Here is a 21,176-nt window from a genome sequence, read left to right as displayed (position 1 = left end):
ACCTTGGGAAATTTTTACCAATAAGATAAATAGACAAAAATTTCTAGAAGAGTATCGTCATCCAAATTTTTACCTCGAAAATTTTTATCTAAAAATTCCGAGTTTAAAGCATCTGGAGAAAGTTGTTTATCTTCCAGACAATTCTCCTACCTTGGGAAATTTTTACCAATAAGATAAATAGACAAAAATTTCTAGAAGAGTATAGTCATTCAAATTTTTACCTCGAAAATTTTTTTAGCAGTAAATTTAAACTTACTTTTGAATTCACCAGACCTCTAGTTAATTATCAAAATCAGAAGTATTAGTTGTTTCACCACTCTCATTAATTAATAATGCTACAGGGAAATGACTCAAGACATCTCTAATCCACAAAGTATCCTCTTGTTCACTTTCTAACTCTTGTTGAGTAATCACATTTTTCCACACTAAAGAAGAACCTGAAGGTAAACAAATTCGTGTTTCATGCCAGACTTGTTCACCTAAAGGATATTCTCCTTCTTGCACCAATTTAGTTAATAACCTTGGGGCAATAATAATAGCTGTACTATCTCCCCATTTTCTGGAGAAAGCAACTATATGGTCTTTCAAACTACCCATAACAATTAACTTTTGGTAATCTCCACGTTGAAATAATTCCACATATTCTCGACGTGCCCGTAAAGCTTGATAAACCAGAAACATTTTAATCTTACCAGTCTCTGGAGTTGGTAAAAGTTCCTCAATTAATCCCAAAATATCTGACTCTATTTTTGTCTTAATTTCCTGAATAAATTCTGCCCTTTTTTCAAAATCAACAGGGCGACGGTTATCAGGATCGACAAGACTTAAATTCCATAATTCTGTACCTTGATAAATGTCAGGAACTCCAGGAGAAGTAATCTTTAGAAAAGTTTGAGATAAAGAATTCAAAATCCCATAATGTTTAACCTTACGTTGCAAAGGTCGGAAAGCTACTAAAAATTCATTTTCTTCTGAATCTTTAAGTATACTTTCTACAAATTTAATCAATGAACTTTCATAACCACAATCCGGTCTCAACCAACCTGTATTAACTTTTGCCTCTCGAATTGCTTTAATAATATATTCTTTAATTCGTTCTACAAAAGTTGGATATTCACTTTCATCAAAAGGAAAAGCTCCCAGTAAAGTTTGATATAAAAAGTATTCATCATTAGGAGAAGGAACATCTAAATCTCCAACACAATCTTTGTGAGGAGCATTAATTTCCTGCCATTTTTTTAGATAAATTTCCCACTCTTCAGGAATTTCTGAAAGTACATTAATTCTAGTTCTGACATCTTCCCCTCGTTTAGTATCGTGAGTAGAAGTTCCATTCATAGCATGAGGCCAATAAGCAATACGATGTTGATTAAATCCATGAAATTCATCAATTGAAATGCCAAATTTACTAGGAGTTGAACCAACTTCATTCAGAGAAATAAGTCGATTATAAATATATAAAACAGTATCTTCTACACCCTTTGCCATTAATGGTCCGGTAAATTGTTGTAAACGCATGACAAAATGTAGCCATTTATCTTTATCTTCCTGGTTTAAATACTCATCAAATTCTAATAAGAGAAACTTCTCAATGAAATTTAATTCATTTAAAAGTTCATTGATAAAATTTGGTATTATTTTCTTTGTTTTAGCAATTACTCCTTGAATACATTCTCGGTCAGCTTTACTTACTCCTTCTTTACTAACGTAAGTTCTGTATACAGGAAATACCGACATAACTTCTACTAGAGCAGCTTTTAAACCAAAAGTAGTAAAATCACTAGCATATCTATATTTACTAGAAATATCTTTCAGTAAGTGAGATAAATTATCAATATCTCCAGCCAAATGCTTATTAATAATTAGTCTTTGATTTTCATCGACTAGGCGTTCATAATTAGAACTACCTCGAATAAAGCGAGAGTAAATTTGATTAAAATCCTGTTCATTATAATTGTCACAAAACAGACCATTGACATAATTTAAAAAGTCATAACCTGTAGTTCCTTGAACCGGCCAATTAACAGGTAAATCTTCATCAGGTTCGAGAATTTTTTCCACAACAATATATGGAGCATCTGCTTTTTCTCTGAGTCTATTTAAGTATTGAGCAGGGTCATATAATCCATCAATATGATCGATTCTCAAACCTGTAAATTTTTGCTCTTTCAACATTTCTAAAATCAGACCATGGCTAGTGTAAAAAAACTTATCATCTTCTACTCTAACTGAGATTAAATCGTTGACTGTAAAAAACCGTCGATAATTCAATTCTTCATTACCAACCTTCCAGAAAGATAAGCGGAAATATTGATCGGATAATAATTTATCCAACAAGTCAAAACTTTCTGGCTTTCCTGGAACTCCGTTGAAAGTATTTATATTTTCTTCAATGAATTCTTTAATATCTGAATTTTCATTCCATATCTCCCACAACATCCCTTTAATGAAACTAATCTGGTCATATCTTTCTCTGCCTTCAGACCCAGAAGGAATGTATTTTAAACTGTAGAGAACTCCCTGAAACTTAACAAAATCTGGGTTATTTCTACCTAATTTATTTTTTAATCTGCCAATTTCGTATGTTAATACCTGAGTATAAGATTCAATTCTAATCGGAAATTGATGGTCATAATAATTAACAGTTAATCCATTTTGACCATACTGAATTTTTAACTCTCCACTTTCCAGACAATCTCCATAAAATTTACCGAGGAAAGGTGCTAAAACTCTACCTCTAATACCTTCATAAGGATGATTCCAATCAATATCAAAATAGTCGCGATATTGAGATTCAGGACCATTTTCTAAAACATCAATCAGAATATGATTTTGGCTATTAAATGCCATGTGATTAGGCACAATATCTTGTAGCCATCCTATCTCATAATTTTTGATTTCTAAAGCAAGTTCTTCAAATTTTTCTTTACTTCCTAATTCTGGATTAATTTGATTAGGATTAACTACATCATATCCATGGGTACTACCTGTTTTTGCTTTGAATATTGGAGAAGCATAAATATCGGAAATTCCTAGTTCTGCTAAATATGGAACTATAATTTTGGCTGCTTGAAAGTCAAAACTAGGAGTAAATTGAATTCTATAAGTCGCTACTGGAATTCGCATAGTTAAAATAGATATAGTTCATTAATGGATAATGAATAATGGATAATTACCTCTGGTTAAAACCTAGCTTGATTGAATATCAGGAAATATCCTAGCACTTTTTTTTTGCTTAAAAGGAGAGGGTTCAAACCTTTGGAGATTAATTATCAATTATCCATTATCCTTTGGTGATGATTAATTAAGTATTTTGTTTTTGTTCTAATTTATAATTTTACCTTTAACAGATAAAATTGTCTTTGCTCCCAAACTTGAGATGTGTCCTATCTAGAATTAATAAAGTTATACAGTTATAAACTTATAGTAGCAATACAAACTCAAATTGGTTAACTAATAGCAGTTTTCAAGGGAGGAGGCAAATTTACCTTTCTCGTTAATATTTTTCTACAAGAATAAGGGACTAATTAAATTTAGTTCTTAAGATAGCCATAATATCATATTATGAATACCTATTAGAATGAAGGAGTGTTGGATAAGAAAAATAATTGACATTTGGTTATATAGACGTCTTGGCAAAATGAAATTAAAATAAATTATACAAATTTCATCAAAGAATGTTACAAAACTATAGCAATCCTAAATAGGTCGCGACAAATCAAAAAGTAGATAAAAAACTTGAAACTCCGGCCTGTTGGCTGTTCCCTGTTCCCTCCATACCTAAAAAGTAGTAAGATTTTTGCCACGAATATGCGGAGGATTGCTATATGGTTATAGAGAACAAGGAAAAGAGAATATAAGCACCTTGGACAGTAATTTGTAGCAAAATTTTATTCTAATGGTATTAGAGTACATAAACCGTTAGTTTCTATTACTTTGGAATTTTTAATTATTGACTTACTTATGCAATAAGTCTAATAGAAGTTTGATAAATGTTGACTACTAATAATTAGATTTTTATAGCAAATTTTAAAAAATTAGTGACATCTTAATCAGTTGTTTTTGCCTATACCACAACACTTTATATATGGCAAATATTATACAAATTTTGCTCTTTTTTTTAAGATATTTTTTTTCTCTATTTGCCTTTTGTCTTTTGCCTAATCCGTCAGGCTATGCAATATTTTATAACAAGAATAATAACATCTAAACATTTTTTATAGTGAAGCTTAATTTTTATTCAAATAAACATTTGATATGAAATATTTCAATCATTCAAATTATTTGTAATACTCTTTGTTTTTTCTTTAGTATAATACATACATATTTGGAGCTTTCTGAATAAGTCTTCTGATTAAGGAAAGAAATGGGGAAGAGGGAATAGTTTACTGCTATTTTTTTTGATTTTTCCTTTGCATACCTGGTGAAAATTCCTAATTCCTAATATGTAAATTAATCACTTATCATCCTCAGATTATTCTTTATAAATAGCAAAGCTTAAAAGATTAATTATCTATAACAGGTTATCCAGATAACAATTTTTCAAGAAAAACAGCACCATTTCTCATTCCCATCCATTCTTGACCAGGGAAATTAATTAAATTTCACCAATTTCCTTAAGGTAGTTGAAATTTCAATGTGACAGACTGCTTTTCAAAATTCATTAGACTTAATACACTACTTTTTTCTTCCCGCTTGTGAACCAATAGGAAATTTTGATTATCCTAATTGAAATTAAGAATTTATCAGACTAAAACTACTCTTCATAAAGAGCAAAGCTTAAAGGATTAATTGTCACAGTTTGTCCAGATAACAATTTTTCAGGTAAAACAGCACCATTTCCCATCCATTCTTGGTCGGAGGAATTAATTAGTTTTTGCCAATTTCCTTGAGGTAGTTTAGGTGCCAATTTGACAAACTGCTTTTCAAAATTCATCAGACTTAATACACTACTTTTTTCTGACCACCTATGAACCAATAACACATTTTTATCAGAACAATTGTACACCTCAGTTTTAGTTCTATCTAATTTAGCTAATGCCGGAATTTTTTGCCGTAGCTCAATTAATCTTTTATAGAAAGAACGCAAAATTTTATATTTTCCTTCCCTAGATTTTTCCCAGTTTAATTTAGACTCCATAAATACTTTCTCCCCTTGAGGATCTGGCACTTCTCCAAACCAATTGAAAGACTTAAATTCTTCTGCCCTACCTTTTCTCACTGCTTCAACTAAATTAGGATCTCCATGACTAACAAAATACATAAAAGGATTTTCCTCTCCATACTCTTCTCCCATAAATAACATTGGTACATAAGGAGAAATTAAAACTGCTCCTGCTGCTAATTTTAATCCTTCAAAATTTACTAAAGCTGATAATCTTTCCCCGATTAACCTATTACCTATTTGGTCGTGGTTTTGAATACAAACTACAAATTTTTCTCCCGCAAAACCTAGAGTCGAATTACCATGATTTCTCTGACGGTGAGACGAATATTCTCCAGTATAAACATATCCTTCTTTATAAGATTTTTTCAGAGATTCTAGACTGTTAAAATCAGAATAATATCCAGAACTTTCTCCTGTTAAAAGACTGTGTAAAGAGTGGTGAAAATCATCGCACCATTGAGCATCGTGACCAAACCCTCCTTCTTCTTTTGAACGTAAAACTCCCACATCATTCAAATCACTTTCCGCAATTAAATAACGCTTCCTTCCATCACTTTTACTAAACTCTTCTACCCTCGCAGCTAACTGTTGTAAAAAAGGTTCAGCACTCATATCATAAATGGCATGAACAGCATCCAAACGTAAACCATCAATATGATATTTATCTAACCAATACAAAGTATTTTCAATAAAAAAATTACGGACTTCATTACTATATGCGTCGTCAAAATTAACAGCATTTCCCCAAGGAGTATGATACTTATCCGTAAAATAGGGACCATAATCCCAGAGATAATTTCCCTCTGGACCAAAATGATTATAAACAACGTCCAAAATTACAGAAATGCCCATTTGATGACAAGCATTAACAAGCTGCTTAAGACCATTCGGCCCACCATAAGAATCTTGCACACCATAAAGATAAACTCCATCGTAGCCCCAGTTGCGATCGCCTGGAAATTGGGCAACTGGCATAATTTCTATAGCGTTTATCCCTAAATCTTTTAATTCTGGCAACCTGGGAATAATTGCTACAAAAGTTCCTTCGGGGGTAAAAGTACCAACATGAAGTTCATAGATAATCATTTCTGCCAAGGGGATACCTTGCCAAGAAGTATCGTTCCAGGTAAATTGTTGATGGTCTACTATTTTTGACGGACCATGTACTCCTTGAGGTTGCCAGTTAGAGGCAGGGTCTGGTCGGTCAGTTTCTTCATCTAGTTGGTAAAAGTATAGAGTTTCCGGTTCAATGTCTTTTGCTTCTCCTTGCCAATATCCCCATTCATCTTTTTGGAGTTCTATTAATTTTTCTTTGGGATGAACGATATGTACAGCCAATTTTTCTCGTAGAGGTGCCCAGACATTAAATTGGCATTTATTTGTTTCTGCTGAATAATGGCTACCGATTTTCATAGATTTTTTGACTTTTAGGGCGTTGAATTTTTCATAATTGTTGTCTAATTTTAGACTACAGTTTTATTTGTTGGCTTACTAATGCCGGAAACTTAAAGTTGTTTTTAAAAGATAATTTTTAAGTTTTCCTTTTCAAATCATTATATTTTATTGTTAAAAACCCCAACGTTATAGTGATGGATGATGTCTCATATGTCAGTACAACAGAAGGAGCCTTTCTCCTAAATATCTCGACAGGTAGATTACGATTTCTACTTAACAGTGGCCGAGTTATCGGTGCGAAAAAAGTCAAAAGAATTTGGCGGATTCCCCTAAATCAGAGGGGAATGCCAGATATTACACCTGGTCGTCGAGGTCCAGAACCTACTTGGAACAAAAATCAACGTACAGCTAATACTTTCATTCATGTTCTACGAAAGACTATAGATTACAACCGAGATCATGGAACTTCTCATCCAGCAGTTGCTGTGAAGGTAGGAGATAAAAAAGATTATTGCCACGCTCTGAAAATCAAAGGACCTTGCCAAATAGTTTATCAACCTCATAAACCTAATAGAAGTCAAGCTGGAGGTGCCCGGCTCTGGATTGAAGTAGAACCGGGAAATATAGTAGAGCGAGTATATTTCAGTGATGGAGATTATGGTCCTCCTCCGGAAGTGGTTCAGCAGCGGGCAAAACAAAAGAAGTCGAAAGGTTAAACACTACATATCTGCAACGTTATGGTTCTTGATTACTATATATAGTGTTTTTGGTTGAATTTTGGGAAAAGTGTGTGGCGATCGCTCATCCTTTACTATAAATTCTCTTGAGGCAAGAGAATAATATTAAAACGGTTTTCATGTTAGTAGACCACAGTAGGGGCGAATGGCTATTTGCTCCTAGAAAATAGTGTCTAAAAATTAATCCTCATCTTGTGTTAATTGTGTAATAGGGAAAATCGAAATAGCAGGACTTTCTTCTTCACTCCTGGAAACTTTTTGTGAGATTTTCAGCTATCCATCAGCTATCCAGTGGAATAATTTATGAAATTCATTGAATAACTTGGGAGATGTTTCAGGAGAGGCAAATTTTATCAGGTTAATCCTATCTATTCCCTGAACATTGACTACAAAAAAATAGAGTTTATTTTCCTCTACAGCTTTCCAAGAACGTTGCGTGGATTTTTCCCAATCCTTATCAATTATTTGCCAATTTGGGTCACTCAAAAATATGTGCTAAAAAAAGTCAGGCATCTTTCTGATAATATTTATAAAGCTTATCGGCTCAAACTTCATCTGTAATCAACCCACTTGCTTCTAATTTTTCCCTATATGGTTCAATCAGAAAAGGAAGATTTTCTTCTAAATCAGGACTAGATAGTAAAGCCGTATTTTTAGCCAGAACAGAAAAACAAAACCAAGCGCATAAATGGGATTTGTCAACCAACCCCCTACAGCTTTCTCTCACAAATCCTGCACGGATTACTATATATAATACCTAAGCTTAAAATTGTTGCTTCTCCCATACTGTGTTGATTTGTTAGTGGCAATACTTATATATATCACTCGGTAAATTACCAATTCCAGATAACCTATAATTAAGAATCAATTTGAACAGAAAGTTAAACTAATGATTGTTTCATTCATTGGGTGCATCTAAATTTTGAACAAAGCCAAAAATTTATTGCTTTTTCCTTAAAAGCAATAGACAACAGGGAATAGAAAAAAAGTATTTTTACAAATATTGAATCGACCAAGAGAAAATAAATTTTTTCCTTTTAATCAATCCTATCCCTAAAAGGGATAGGTAAATAAGTAGACAAAATTATTTGTATATAAATTTGTTTTTTATCCTTTGATAGATATGACAGAGCAATCAAAAATGCACAATTAATTTTGTCCTGGTACTTAATTATCAATTATCCATTATCAATTATCCATTAATTACAAACGCCTTAAAACAACAATTGAACGTTCCATAACAGGAATAAGAAATTCACCTTGATATTGCTTACCATTCTCCACAAAACGAGACTTACTCGTATCAACAACAACTAACCAATTTCTATCTTGAAACTTAGGAGGGATTGTAAATTCTATTAATTCATAATGAGCATTAAAAAAAATCATAAAACTATCATCAATAATCCTTTCTCCACGCTCGCCACTAGCAGGAATTTCCTCTCCATTTAAAAATATACCAACAGCCTTAGCAAAATCAATATTCCATTGTTCCTCAGTCATTTCTCCACCATCCGGATTATACCAACCTATATCATTCACATCCGAACCATGAATAGCACGACCTTGAAACCACTTACGTCTATGAAATACTGGATGTTGACAACGGAAATAAATTAACTGTCGAGTAAAATCTAATAAATCTGAATTTTCTACTTGTAAACTCCAATCCAACCAAGAAATTTCATTATCCTGACAATAAGCATTATTATTACCCTTTTGCGTACGCCCAAATTCATCCCCACCTAATAACATAGGTACGCCTTGAGACAACATTAAAGTAACTAAAAAATTACGCCTTTGCCGATTTCTTAAAATAAGTATATCTGGGTCATCAGTTTCTCCTTCTTCTTCACAATTCCAAGAACGATTATGTTCCTCTCCATCATTATTATCTTCCCCATTTGCTTCGTTATGTTTGTCGTTATAACTAACTAAATCATTCAGAGTAAAACCATCATGGGCAGTTACAAAATTAATACTCGCATGAGGCAACCTACCATTAGAAGCATATAAGTCAGAACTACCCGTAAAACGATAAGCAAATTCAGCTAATGTCTCCTCTTCCCCTCGCCAAAAATCTCTAACTGCATCTCTATATTTACCATTCCATTCCGACCACAATAGAGGAAAATTCCCAACTTGATAACCACCTTCTCCAACATCCCAAGGTTCAGCAATTAATTTCACATTGCAAATAACCGGGTCTTGATGCACAATATCAAAGAAAGCTGCCAAACTATCCACTTCATATAATTCTCGCGCCAAAGCTGAAGCTAAATCGAATCTAAAACCATCAACGTGCATTTCCGTCACCCAGTAACGTAGACTATCCATAATTAACTTCAATACCTGGGGGTGACGAACATTGAGAGAATTACCACAACCAGTAAAATCCATATAGTAGCGGGGGTCATCTTCTACTAGACGATAATAAGCAGCATTATCAATACCTCTGAAAGATAAAGTTGGACCCAGATGATTACCCTCTCCAGTATGGTTATAAACCACATCCAATATCACCTCAATACCAGCCTTATGCAAAGCCTTGACCATTTCTTTAAATTCTCTCACCTGCTCCCCTGCCCTACCACTAGAACTATAACCACTGTAGGGAGCAAAATAATTAATAGAATCATAACCCCAGTAATTAGATAATTCCTTATCAACTAAATGTCCTGGGTATCGAAGAAAGTGATGTACTGGCATTAACTCTACCGCCGTAATGCCTAAAGACTGAAGATAAGCGATCGCCGTTGGATGTGCTAACCCCGCATAAGTACCCCTAAGATTTTCTGGAATATCAGGATGTAGTTTAGTAAACCCTCTGGGATGAATTTCATAAATTATTGTTTCGTGGTTGGGAATATTTAATAGTTGGTCATCTCCCCAATCAAACCTTTCATCAATCACCACAGATTTTGGCATTAGATGAGCATCATCATCCAAGGTGCAGGCTAAATCTTTTTCTGGATTATCCCAAGAATAGGCAAATATTTCTTCACCATAAACTATATCCCCATCAATTGCTTTTGCGTAAGGGTCAATTAATAGTTTATGAGGATTAAAACGATGCCCTTGGGATGGTTCGTAGGGACCATGTACTCGAAATCCATATCTTTGACCTGGACTTATACCTGGTACATAGCCATGCCAGACAAAGTTACTAACTTCTGTCAGAGCTAGTCGTGTTTCTTTGTTTTCCTTGTCAAATAGGCAAAGTTCTACGCTAGTAGCATTTTCAGAGAATATAGTGAAGTTAGTGCCTTTGCCATCCCAGGATGATCCTAGGGGATATGGTTTTCCAGGCCAAAGAGGTACATACATAAATAAACCGAGAATTCTTCAGAATTAGAGGACTATTTTGGTAGTTATAGCTTAATGGTAGTTTAGCAAAGTATTGGTTTTTCTAATCTGTTTTGTGAAACTTATCTGAATCAGGACTTATGGCAAAAAGCTATATATAGCAATCAGGAATCAGATGTGAGATTTTAGTGGTATTAGGAGTCAGGATTCAGGAGCCAGAAGATCAAAGGATTTTGATTGATATTAATTGTTCTTAAATATCTCACAGGTCACAACTGATTGCTATAGCAATTCTAAATAGGTTGTAATATTTCATCTTAGAGGTTTTGTGTCTAAACCCAAGAAAAAGAGGAATTTGGTTTCCAAATCCCTATAGTTTTTTTCACAAATCATTTAGGATTAGTATATTAAGTACGATAAATTGTTTTAAATTCATTCCTATAAGTACGCGAGCAAGATGCTCACACTGGGTGGAAAAAATCACCATCAAAATTATGAGTAAATATTCTGAATTTCAATTTATATAACCTGCTTATTTCATCACATTTGTCACCTGGTAAAGATTAGAATTAACTCCATAATCACGATAAATTGTTTTAAATTCATTGCTATTTTTTCACCAACAAAGATATCAAATTTTTAGCGTGGTAATTATGCCAGACCATGTACATTGTTTAATCGTCCCTTTTCTGAAAAAAGAGTCAGAATATTCGTCAATAGGAAGTATTCTGCACAGTATTAAAGGCTATAGTCCCAAGCAAATTCATAACTTTAGGAATCATATAGGCAAAGTTTGGCAAGATGGGCGACACGAGAGATTAATTAAAAGTCAAAAAGAAATGATAGACGTCTGGAAATACATCAGACAAAATCCAGTAAAAGCTGAATTAGTACATAAACCAGAAGAATATCCTTTTTTCTGGGAATTATACAGAAATTTATCCCCATATTTTCAGAATAATTAAAATTCTCATTCAGAGCTTCCAGCTCACCAGAATCTTATTCAAATTTCTAATAGGTACTGAAATGACTCAATGTTTAAATCCTGACTGTTTAAAATTCAACCCACCAGAAACAATATTCTGTCAAAGCTGTGGTGAAAAATTAGTTTTAGCCGAACGTTATCGCGCTTTAAAAATTATCGGGCAAGGAGGTTTTGGCAGAACTTTTCAAGCCGTATATGAATATAAATATTCAAAACCTTTTTGCGTAATTAAACAATTTTTTACTCAAGCACAAGGAACTAAAAATTTATCAAAAGCTGTAGAATTATTTGCTCAAGAAGCTAAACGTTTGGATGGTTTAGGTAGATATCCAAAAATTCCCGAACTTTTAGCATATTTTACTCAGGATAATCGACATTATTGAGTACGATAATTTATCGACGGGCAAAATTTACAGCAAGAGTTAGAAGAGTCGGAAGCTTTTAATGAAAGTCAAATTTTGGAGTTGTTAAAAAGTTTATTACCTGTGTTGGAATTTATTCATTCTCAGCAGGTAATTCATCGAGATATTAAACCAGAGAATATTATTAGGAGAAAGAATAATAATCAATTAATATTGGTAGATTTCGGGGCAGCTAAATATGCCACAAAGACTGGTTTAGGTGTGACGGGAACTGTTATAGGTTATGCCGGATATGCTGCACCAGAACAATCAGTAGGAAAAGCAACTTTTGCTAGCGATATTTATAGTTTGGGTGTGACTTGTATTCATTTATTAACTGGAGTGGAACCTTTTGAGTTATTTGATGTGAGTGAAAATGATTGGGTATGGCGAGATTATTTACAGTCAAGTGTGAGTGATGAAATTGGAAAAATCTTGGATAAAATGATTGTCGGAGCGACTAAGAAAAGGTTTGAAAATGTAGGAGAAATTTTGTCTCTGATTCAGCCTACCTCTCAAAGAAAAAAACGGTCTCTAGAGCTACCAAAAATCCGAAGATATTTAGCTTGCATTTTCACAAAAATCCAGATACAATTTATTTATTGGTTGTTACTCGCATATACGCATGACTATTTAATCAATATAAAAAAAGTATTTTTCAGACTAATCACAATCAGAGCGCTCGCTACCCAAAGCTAGATTACCGCTAATAATTCTGTGAAGCTTCTGAAAAAAATCAACCCCTGATAAATTTTTCCATATTCCTATCTTTTGAGTTCCAATCATATCTAAATTTCTAGAGGCGATCGCCATCCACACCCACTCCCCAAAATATTCATTCTCTGAGAGCTACCTGAAAAAAATCCTTTGCGCCACCAATTTTTGGCTTGCACTCACCAAAAAATTCTGATACAATTTATTTATTTTGGTCAATTCTCCCATTTATATGACTATTTATTCAATAAAACAAATAAAATAATTTTTCATAAATCAGTTCAGTAGGGGCGGGTTATAGTTTAAGTTAACAAGTTTTAACATTAAATCAGATGAAGCCGCCCCAATCATATAATGTAGTAATTTAGATGTATCAGTCTAGTAAAGCAAAAAAAGTAAAAACATTTCTAAAATAATTCATCTACATCATTTTATCAAATCGATCAATACGCTTCAAAAGCCGTATAAAAGCAAACCCCATCACCACAACCAACAAAAGCAACACCAAAGCCAAACCAACCTGATTATTAACATATAGAATAGTCGCCGACAAAGTAAAACCACTAATCAACAAAGCATAATTAGTACCCATTTGCACACTACCAACCCGACGAACCAACCTATCTGTTTCTGTTGCTCTAACCCGAACCCTAATATCCCCCTGTTCTAACTTATCAATTGCATCCTCAATACGACGAGGCAAACCCAAAGCAGTAGAACTAACCTGAGCCGCTTGACGACCCAACTCATTTAATATAGTATTTGAACCTTGAGAACTTCCATCAGACATAAGCTGCATGGCAAACGGTTGTGCCACCTCCATAAAATTAAACTCTGGGTCTAAACCCTTGCCAACTCCCTCCAAAGTAGAGAAAGCTCGCATAACAAAAGTAAAAGTTGCCGGAAAACGGAAAGGTTGGTCATAAGCAACCTCATACAAATCATCACTAATAGCAGTAATTGACTGAGCTTCAAACGGCTTATCCATAAAATTATCCAACATATATTGGATAGAACGCCTCACTGGCCCCATATCTCCAGTGGGTTTTAATGCTCCTAAATCTATTAGAGATATAATTACCCTCTCAGCATCCTTTGAAGCAATCCCATAGAGAGTATCCATGAGTTTTTCCCGGATGTTAGACTTAATTTGCCCCATCATGCCAAAATCATAGAAAATTAATCCCCCTTCTGGACTAACAGCAATATTACCGGGATGAGGGTCAGCATGAAAAAAGCCATCATTCAAAAGTTGCCGTAGGTAAGCCTCAGCACCCATTCTTGCCAAAGCCTTTCTATTTTGCCCTGATGCTTCTAGAGCTTCATAATTACTAATTTTGATACCTGGAACATATTCCAATGTCAGTACCTGTGGCGCTGAATACCGCCAATAAACTCTGGGAACTTTTACCCAGTTAAAGTTGCGGAAATTACGACGAAAGGTATCAGCATTGCGACCTTCATTGAGATAATCTATTTCTAGCCAAAGAATTCGGCAACATTCGTCATAAATACCTAACCAGTCTCGACCACGACCCCATTTCGGGTGATTTTGAAAATAACGAGCTATTCCTTTAAGAATGGCTAAATCAATTTGGAAGAGTTTTTTGAGTCCTGGTCTTTGTACTTTAACTACTACATCTTCACCAGAGTGGAGTTGCGCTCTATGAACTTGACCTAGACTAGCGGCAGCTAAGGGAACTGGATCAAAACTTGGGTATAATTCTTCTACCTTTTTGCCCAGATCCTCTTGGATAATTATCTCAACTTGTTCGTAGTTAAAAGCAGGGACTTTATCTTGAAGTTTTGAAAGCTCTTCGACGTATTCTGAAGGAAATAAGTCAGCACGGGTAGAGAATAGCTGCCCCAATTTGATAAAGGTGGGACCTAACTCTAGCATTGTCTCTCTGACCCAAATAGCTTGTTTGCGCCGTCTGAGATTTCTCTTTTCTTCTGTTACTCCTCCGCGGTAACTCCAATCTTTTTTGTCTACCCAAAGCCAAGTTAGCCAAAGGAGAACGAAACTCCAAATATCAATGTAACGACGCTGGCGAGAGTAATTTTCTCTGTTCCAGCGATAAGCTTTCTGACTATAGGGTTTGCTGGGGGCTTTAGTCATTGAGCCTCCAGTTGTATAGTTAGCTTGTTCCTTGTGGTTAGTAATGTCATCGAGGAGAACAGACACAGTAGTAGTATTTTATAATTTGTGATATTATTAAAGGTTTAGCTCATAGCAATAAAAACCAATGAGCGCAGGTATAGTTTACTAAGATTCACAGTTGGAAGTCCCCTGTTTGATCTATATGATTCAGCTCCAGGATAAAAGCCCTGTTATAGTATACTGAATCTAAAACAGGAAATGGACTTCGATTTTAATATATACGGCAATTTCTTAGCAGGTTGAAGAATTCCGTAGGATCATTCAAGGCCAACATCAGTTATATGTCAAGAGGAACGACTACGATATTTTTGCAATTCTGCCCTGACTTGAGCTACCTCAGCCCTTAGATCGTCAATTATGGCTTGTAGGTCTTTGGGCTGAGAGTCCAATTCGTCAGAATTACTATTATTATTGGTGTTGTTTTCTACTTGAGCTTCTCTATCTGCTCTTTCTAAAACTTGTTCAATAAAGGTATGCAAGTTTTCTCTTTGTTCTGCATCAAATTTACCTATTCCACTAAGGGTATTGGTGATGCTATTTTCTAGTTGTTCATATACTCCTTCTGCAATAGCTCTACCGACAAAGAAAGCATGAATTGGTGATTTACTCATAATAAAAAATAGTTTATTTTGATGGTTTACTAGTAAGGATTCAGCTAGCTCGCGGTCAGCTAGTCTCCTAGGTCTGGACTGCGAAATTCAGCAATTAAAATGAACTATTATAGCTAAAGTTAGCTGATGATGTCCGCTTTTATCTAGACTTTTAATTCTCGCTCAACCTCAGTTCTAATTCCTCCTATAAATAAAATAAACGAGGAACGCTTAGGGGTGTTAGGGTTTGCGTAGCATGACCTAGGATAGCTCCTCTGTTTTGCTGACGCAAAGCTCCGCTTTATATGTCACGCAGCGTTTCTCTGCGCGACATGGAAAGCTTCAGATACGACCCAGGAGGCAAGAGGCTGGCTGACGGCTGAATGCTTACATTTGCTAATCAATTTAGATGTTTTTTTTTAGCTAATCGGACTTGTTTTTTTATTTGCTTAACGAATTGTCTATTGATATTTAAGTTTGTTCAATAAGTGAGCCTTTTGTTAAATTTTAAAAGGTTTAGATTGAAATATATCTCACTCAGCACCCATTATTCAAATATCTAACTACTTAATTTAATTTTGTACTCATCTTAATATTTGAGACCTAATTTCTCAGTTAGAGTCAAGATGTGATTCTAATTGTAAAGTATTGTATCACATTATTTTATTAAGTGTCTTACCTAGTTTCTTAAAAGATGTTGATCTTTAGGTGAACTACGCTATATATCAATACTATGGGTCTGAGCTGGGCTTTGATATTCACCAGGAATAGTGTCTAACAGAGCTGTTACCAAGGAATAGGGTTCTTGGTTTTGCCAGACAACTTACATTTCCTAGGAATGGCAGTATTGCCAGTTCCTAATACTATTTCACGGAAGTCAAAAGTCAGGTATTAAGATTTTGTAGGCTAAAAACTTTGAAGCTACAGTAATTCCAGGAAATTATTTTACATCTAAAGTTTGAAACTATTTGTGAAATCTTTAAAAGTGAATTGGTATAACGATTTTATCGACCAAAAGTACATTAACTTTTCATAATATGGAAGCTAAACTTTTGCTAAAAATATACTTTTAAAATATCAATTTATCTCAGAAAAAAGTTCAATTAATAGTAGTCATCTGGATACTGATTTTGCTGTTGATATTTTTGAGAGTCGTACTTTGGATATTTAGGTTGATAATCAGAAGGATAATATTTTTCACTATTGTCATTAGATGAATAATTGTAGGGAGATAGTTGAGTTTTCACATCACCCGAATAATTTACTTTTTCTGACCAAGATTTATCCTCATTAGAGACAGATAAACTATTGGGAAAAAACTCATCCTTTTCAAAATATGGCTTAGGTAATTTGTTTAATTTTGGTGGGTTTATTGAATAAGTTTTAACTGAAGGAGAACCAAAAAGAGGACTGGACGGATCGTGATTTCGGAAACTATAATTTTCCTCTTGCTTCAGACTTTCTAATAAATTACTTGACGTCAAAGATGCAATTTTGTTATTAGTTTTGGCATAGCTATAACGCAGGGTAATATCAAAACCTATCCATCCAAAAGTTCCAGCAGTCAAGACAAACAACAAAAAAATTGTCAATTGGAAAGAAAGTTGATTAATCCAACTAAATTTATTATCTGTACAATTAGGGATGCCAACTGCATCATTATGAGGCTTTATATTTCTTTTGTTAACCCTGTTCCTAGGAACTTCATTAGTCAGACATTTACCTACTTTCTGCTGAATAGTTGAGTCTGATTTAAGCTCCATCAATTTATCGTTATTGTTAAACCTAGATGGTTTCTCTGCTAAATAATTATTTTGTTTTTTTACCTCTACAAGATTTGATTCATTTAAAAGAAGTGCCAACCAACCTTCTACCGTTTGAGGTCGTTTTTCAGCATCTATTTCTAATCCCATGAGAATAGTATTCTCAATACCTGGAGTAAGATTAGGTTGAAAATATTTTAATTCTTTGGCAAAAAATTTAAGTGTTTGAGGAACAGCTTGAGAAAGCCTTAAAGCTGCAGGAGTAGGAGCATTACCAGTAAGTAAATAGTATAATGTCGCTGTTAAAGCATAAATGTCTGTTGCAGGACTTAACCTTTGTTGTGGATTACACTGTTCTGGTGGTGAATATCCCACAGAAAATAAATTAGTATGAGTTTGCCTAATTCCTGGAGTTAAATCACAGGTAATGCCAAAATCAGTTAGTACAACTGTATTAGTTCCAGCTCGCCTAATGATATTCTTAGGTTGTATATCCCGATGTAAAAACCCATTTTTGTGAACTACTGAAAGAGCTGAGGCAATTTGATGTATATAATGAGCAGCTTGATTTGGATGGAAATTATAGCCAGACTGTATTAACTCAGCCAAATTTTGACCCGGTATATAGTCCATTACTATAAAGAAAAGATCATCTTCCTCAAAAAAGTCCCATACTTTGACAATGTTGGGATGTCCAGATTTAGCCAGAAGGTGAGCCTCAGTTATAAATTGATGTTGAAATTTGGGAAAATCTTGATGTTTGTGTAGACTTTCATTGAGAGTTTTGAGTACAACAATTTGGTTAAAATGATGATGAATGGCTCGGTAAGTTATACCAAAGCATCCTTGGCCTAAAATACGATCGATAGTATATTTTCCTTTTTGAAGGACAACTCCTGGTGTCAGGTTCATAAAATACTCATTTTTATAAAATTGTTAGTGGTCAGAATACAACAATATGCTTGTAGTTGATTCTGCTCGATTGATTATAGATGAAGTTCGTAACATACTCCCACAAGGAGTTTAAAGTATAGCCTGGGCTTCTGCATTTTGGGAAAGATTAGCTTAATTAAAGGTTATGATAATATCAATTTTTGCCCTGGGCAATTAATTGACTGTAGATTCATCTCACGCGCTTCTCACAGATTATGGTCTGAGATGAATCTACGCTCTAGCTAAAATTGGAAAATCTAAATACAGCAGATGCCAAGTATGTGAGGTAAAAATATTAACGTTTTAACGCAAAGCTTCCTTAACAAGCCTCTGTCGTCAGGGCATTTTGCCTGCAAGTAGTGTAGCTGAGTGAGATGAAATTCACTATATTATCAGGATGAAAGAAAGTGGTTAAGTAGTAGCCGGAAAGAGCGGAATTAGGTAATCTAGCTCAGTAATTATTAAAGATTGTCAAAAACGAAAATCAATAAAATAGAATATTTATGAGGGAAAAAAAATCTGAGCCTACACTTAGTCCAATTGCAGAAAATCTGGTGCTAGGTTTACCAGTACATTGTATTGATGACTACCCTGGTTGCTTACTTTCTCGATTAGAGGCAGGAGTAGGAACTCATGTTGTTACCCTGAATGCAGAAATGGTAATGCAGGCTGAGAAAAATCATGTCTTGGCTGAGATAATTCGTCAGGCTGAATTGGTAGTTCCTGATGGAGCTGGGGTGGTTTTATACTTAAGGCTTAAGGGTAAATTTGTACGGCGTTGTCCTGGTATTGAATTAGCAGAAAGTCTTTTGTGCCAAGCCGTGAAACAGAATCCACAGAATTTAGTATTTTTCTATGGAGGAAAACCAGGGGTAGCTATTAAAGCTGCTGAGACTTGGCAAGAAAAAGTTCCAGGGTTAGCTATTGCTTGTCAGCATGGTTATTTATCTCCAGCAGAGGAGAAGGAACTTTTACAGACTTTGGGACAATTACAACCAAGATTAATATTTGTGGGTTTAGGGGTGCCTCGTCAAGAGTTGTGGATTGCAGAACATCAACATATTTGTCCTCAAGCAATCTGGATTGGTATTGGTGGTAGTTTGGACATATGGGCTGGTGTTAAGGAAAGGGCACCTGCTTGGTTTTGTGATAATTCTTTGGAATGGTTGTATCGACTTTATCAAGAGCCTTGGCGTTGGCGACGAATGTTGGCTCTACCACAATTTGCTTGGAAAACTTTGATGGAAATCAAATTTTAGACAAGAAGAGGCGATTTTAATCTCTATCAGGGGTAATTTAACTGATTTTTAGTTAAAAGTCAATCGTTAATTAACAAAACAAGGAATCAAGAAGCAATGAATTTTGAATATGAGTATGAACAATGTCTAGAAAAACTGAACTGGGCAACTAAGGAACTACAGGTAGAAGTTGAACCAGAGAAACTTGCTGAAATTGCTGAGTTAATTGTGCAACCAATGACAGGGCCATGGCGTTATTTTCATACTCCAAATCATATTTTTGAAGTGGGAGTTTCACAAGATGCGATTGAAGTATTAGCTGCTTTATTCCACGATTTAGTCTATGTACAAGTAGATCATAGTGTTAATTTTAATCTCAGTTATTATCTTGCTCCTTATATTCAAGAAACACAAGGAAAGTTAAAAATTAGGGAAAAAAATGAATTGCCTAAGGATCAGACTTTTGAGATGGTAACATCTATTTTTGGTTTTTTTGTTGCTCAGGTTTTGTTACCTTTTGGTGGGCAAAATGAGTTTATGAGTGCTGTAGTTGCTGCTAAAGTAATGGAAACATTTCTCACACCTAAACATCTGTTTCAAATTATTGCTTGTATTGAATCTACGATTCCATTTCAACCTATTTCGGAAGATGGCTTGACTGCCACTGAACGTCTGTATCAAAGACTCAAAGAAACTAATACTAAGTTAAATATTAATCTTAGTGATGGAGAACTTTATGAAACAGTAAAAAAATCTGTTAGACTATCTAATCGAGATGTGAGTGGGTTTGGTTCTGCTACTTCAATTTTTCTAGATAATACCTGGAATTTATTACCAGAAACTAACCATAATCTCACTAATGGAAATTCTTATACAGTTTGTGAATATCGCATTGCTTTAGAAAAAACAGAAGGATTTATTAATCATTTGAATCCCGATTTGATTTTCCGCAAATTTGATGAAGAACCAGATGAAAAAACTTATAAATGCTGGGTTGAACAGGCAAAAAAGAATATTGAAGTTGCTAAAATTTATCTGGGAAGTAAAATTTTTACTCTAGCTTTTATTGAAGCATTATCTATGCGATTAGGGTTAAATATACCTCTTTCAACAATGGTGGGAGAGTTGCCTAGTCAAGGACACATTCCGGCTCATTTGGAGGATTTTTTGCCAGATATTCACAATCCTTATCAACCTCAAAATAATTTGCAACGTGAAGTATTAACTTTATTGGCAGATGGGCGGAGTCAAAATGCAGTTTATGATATGAGAAATTCACCATTGAGTACATTTATGGTGAAATATATAGGATTTGATGAAGTCAAAAAACAAAGAAAAAGAACTAATGATTTTTGCCAAAAAAAGATTTCTGCGGAAGAGTTTATTGATGGCTGTAACCAAAATTTAGTTAAGACGGTTATTGAGGGAATTTTAGAGTTATTTGAGAGTCGTAAGCAAGCAATTGGTGGGGTCAAAAAAGTGAAGTATATCAACTGTAATCAAAACCACTAATAGACATCTCGTCGGCAAAAAACATAAAATATTTTATTCAACAATCTTGGGTTATATCGTCAACAAATGTCTCAGGAGCAGCAAAGTTAGCTGTTCTATTTTGTCAATTTTCGCTTAGAGTAAAATTATACAGCGCTTCCCGTTGTTATGAGGTACAAAATTTTAGGTTTGAGGGAACAGGGAATAGGGAATAGGGAATAGGGAATAGGGAATAGGGAATAGGGAACAGGGAATAGGGAATAGGGAATAGGGAATAGGGAATAGGGAATAGGGA

The 21,176-nt window shown here is 34.5% G+C and carries 14 protein-coding genes; 6 read left to right on the top strand and 8 right to left on the bottom strand.

The features are described from left to right. Positions 1 to 279 precede the first annotated feature (279 nt). Positions 280 to 3,126 carry a malto-oligosyltrehalose synthase gene (gene treY, locus ACP6PK_RS08695; protein ID WP_426559272.1) on the bottom strand — a complete coding sequence of 949 codons (2,847 nt, stop codon included), beginning with the start codon at positions 3,124 to 3,126 and terminating at the stop codon, positions 280 to 282. Positions 3,127 to 4,756: 1,630 nt separating this feature from the next. Further along, entirely contained in the window at positions 4,757 to 6,580 is a 1,824-nt protein-coding gene (gene treZ, locus ACP6PK_RS08690; protein ID WP_426559271.1) for a malto-oligosyltrehalose trehalohydrolase, read from the bottom strand. Between the two features lie 176 nt (positions 6,581 to 6,756). On the opposite strand from treZ, the gene ACP6PK_RS08685 reads away from it, so the two are divergent. Next, entirely contained in the window at positions 6,757 to 7,278 is a 522-nt protein-coding gene (locus ACP6PK_RS08685) for a DNA-binding protein (RefSeq protein ID WP_426559270.1), read from the top strand. A 294-nt stretch (positions 7,279 to 7,572) separates the two neighbouring features. On the opposite strand, the gene ACP6PK_RS08680 is transcribed toward ACP6PK_RS08685, so the two are convergent. The 3 genes from ACP6PK_RS08680 to glgX form a co-directional block, all read right to left on the bottom strand. Continuing rightward, positions 7,573 to 7,785, bottom strand: coding sequence for a hypothetical protein (locus ACP6PK_RS08680; RefSeq protein WP_426559269.1), 213 nt, complete (start codon positions 7,783 to 7,785; stop codon positions 7,573 to 7,575). 58 nt (positions 7,786 to 7,843) lie between these two features. Next, a complete protein-coding gene (locus ACP6PK_RS08675; RefSeq protein ID WP_426559268.1) occupies positions 7,844 to 8,005 on the bottom strand; it encodes a hypothetical protein in 162 nt (53 codons plus the stop codon). A gap of 497 nt (positions 8,006 to 8,502) precedes the next feature. Beyond that, on the bottom strand, positions 8,503 to 10,626 hold the full coding sequence (glgX, locus tag ACP6PK_RS08670; protein WP_426559267.1) for a glycogen debranching protein GlgX: 2,124 nt from the start codon (positions 10,624 to 10,626) through the stop codon (positions 8,503 to 8,505). Positions 10,627 to 11,210: 584 nt separating this feature from the next. Between glgX and ACP6PK_RS08665 the strand changes: the two genes are divergently transcribed. The 3 genes from ACP6PK_RS08665 (at position 11,211) to ACP6PK_RS08655 (ending at position 12,690) form a co-directional block, all read left to right on the top strand. Next, positions 11,211 to 11,570 (top strand): REP-associated tyrosine transposase, encoded by a 360-nt coding sequence (locus ACP6PK_RS08665; RefSeq protein WP_426559266.1) that lies wholly within the window; start codon positions 11,211 to 11,213, stop codon positions 11,568 to 11,570. Positions 11,571 to 11,631: 61 nt separating this feature from the next. Next, positions 11,632 to 11,973, top strand: coding sequence for a 4-Cys prefix domain-containing protein (locus ACP6PK_RS08660; protein ID WP_426559265.1), 342 nt, complete (start codon positions 11,632 to 11,634; stop codon positions 11,971 to 11,973). A gap of 12 nt (positions 11,974 to 11,985) precedes the next feature. Beyond that, a complete protein-coding gene (locus tag ACP6PK_RS08655; RefSeq protein ID WP_371357312.1) occupies positions 11,986 to 12,690 on the top strand; it encodes a protein kinase domain-containing protein in 705 nt (234 codons plus the stop codon). Positions 12,691 to 13,126: 436 nt separating this feature from the next. Here the strand turns inward: ACP6PK_RS08655 and ACP6PK_RS08650 are convergent, their stop codons facing one another. From ACP6PK_RS08650 to ACP6PK_RS08640, 3 genes are all read right to left on the bottom strand, one after another. After that, complete coding sequence (locus ACP6PK_RS08650) at positions 13,127 to 14,890, bottom strand: ABC1 kinase family protein (protein WP_371357481.1); 1,764 nt, start codon at positions 14,888 to 14,890, stop codon at positions 13,127 to 13,129. Positions 14,891 to 15,150: 260 nt separating this feature from the next. Further along, positions 15,151 to 15,477: a DUF6825 family protein gene (locus ACP6PK_RS08645; protein WP_094674765.1), complete on the bottom strand. Its 327-nt coding sequence runs from the start codon at positions 15,475 to 15,477 to the stop codon at positions 15,151 to 15,153. A gap of 1,082 nt (positions 15,478 to 16,559) precedes the next feature. Next, positions 16,560 to 18,131, bottom strand: a complete 1,572-nt coding sequence (locus ACP6PK_RS08640; protein WP_426559264.1) for a serine/threonine protein kinase — start codon at positions 18,129 to 18,131, stop codon at positions 16,560 to 16,562. A 524-nt stretch (positions 18,132 to 18,655) separates the two neighbouring features. Between ACP6PK_RS08640 and ACP6PK_RS08635 the strand changes: the two genes are divergently transcribed. Both ACP6PK_RS08635 and ACP6PK_RS08630 read left to right on the top strand, forming a co-directional pair. Further along, positions 18,656 to 19,411, top strand: coding sequence for a WecB/TagA/CpsF family glycosyltransferase (locus ACP6PK_RS08635; RefSeq protein ID WP_426559263.1), 756 nt, complete (start codon positions 18,656 to 18,658; stop codon positions 19,409 to 19,411). A gap of 96 nt (positions 19,412 to 19,507) precedes the next feature. Then, positions 19,508 to 20,902 (top strand): hypothetical protein, encoded by a 1,395-nt coding sequence (locus tag ACP6PK_RS08630; RefSeq protein ID WP_426559262.1) that lies wholly within the window; start codon positions 19,508 to 19,510, stop codon positions 20,900 to 20,902. The last annotated feature ends 274 nt before the right edge of the window (positions 20,903 to 21,176 follow it).

Source organism: Dapis hubbardiae BLCC-M172, from assembly GCF_050016015.1.
GTDB lineage: Bacteria > Cyanobacteriota > Cyanobacteriia > Cyanobacteriales > Microcoleaceae > Trichodesmium.
The sequence above is the reverse complement of the archived record's forward strand: the minus strand, read 5'-3'. Positions and strand labels throughout refer to the sequence as shown.

Excerpts from the sequence above, each read along its gene's own strand:
- ACP6PK_RS08645 (WP_094674765.1), bottom strand. The coding sequence starts at position 15,477 with ATGAGTAAATCACCAATTCATGCTTTCTTTGTCGGTAGAGCTATTGCA.
- treY (WP_426559272.1), bottom strand. The coding sequence starts at position 3,126 with ATGCGAATTCCAGTAGCGACTTATAGAATTCAATTTACTCCTAGTTTT.
- ACP6PK_RS08630 (WP_426559262.1), top strand. The coding sequence starts at position 19,508 with ATGAATTTTGAATATGAGTATGAACAATGTCTAGAAAAACTGAACTGG.
- treZ (WP_426559271.1), bottom strand. The coding sequence starts at position 6,580 with ATGAAAATCGGTAGCCATTATTCAGCAGAAACAAATAAATGCCAATTT.
- ACP6PK_RS08640 (WP_426559264.1), bottom strand. The coding sequence starts at position 18,131 with ATGAACCTGACACCAGGAGTTGTCCTTCAAAAAGGAAAATATACTATC.
- glgX (WP_426559267.1), bottom strand. The coding sequence starts at position 10,626 with ATGTATGTACCTCTTTGGCCTGGAAAACCATATCCCCTAGGATCATCC.
- ACP6PK_RS08685 (WP_426559270.1), top strand. The coding sequence starts at position 6,757 with ATGGATGATGTCTCATATGTCAGTACAACAGAAGGAGCCTTTCTCCTA.
- ACP6PK_RS08660 (WP_426559265.1), top strand. The coding sequence starts at position 11,632 with ATGACTCAATGTTTAAATCCTGACTGTTTAAAATTCAACCCACCAGAA.
- ACP6PK_RS08635 (WP_426559263.1), top strand. The coding sequence starts at position 18,656 with ATGAGGGAAAAAAAATCTGAGCCTACACTTAGTCCAATTGCAGAAAAT.